This is a genomic window from Mesorhizobium sp. WSM4935, assembly GCF_029625735.1.
Lineage (GTDB): Bacteria > Pseudomonadota > Alphaproteobacteria > Rhizobiales > Rhizobiaceae > Mesorhizobium.
Genome location: NZ_JARTVR010000073.1, coordinates 1 through 254 on the forward strand (window position 1 = coordinate 1; position 254 = coordinate 254).

Consider the following 254-nt stretch of genomic DNA (forward strand, 5'->3'; position numbering starts at 1 on the left):
CTTCGACGGCCGGCTGGCTCTTGATCTCGACCACCGGGCCTCTGCCCGGGCGCTCCTTCACGAAGCGGCGGCGCTCGCCGGGGCCTTCGGCCTTGCGGCGCTCTTCAGCCTCATCGCGCTCGGCCGCGCCAGACGCCTTGTAGCGGGCGCCACCTTCGACGCACGACTCGGCGATCTTCGACGTGAACAGCTTGATGGAGCGGATCGCGTCGTCGTTGCCCGGGATCACGAAGTCGATGCCCTCGGGGTCACAG

Annotated in this window: 1 protein-coding gene; it reads right to left on the reverse strand. The window is 69.3% G+C overall.

Translation table 11 applies throughout. The annotated features are described in order from the left end of the window. Nucleotides 1–254 (reverse strand): 30S ribosomal protein S2 (locus tag P9273_RS32160; protein WP_278052596.1); only part of this gene is annotated, 254 nt, incomplete at both ends.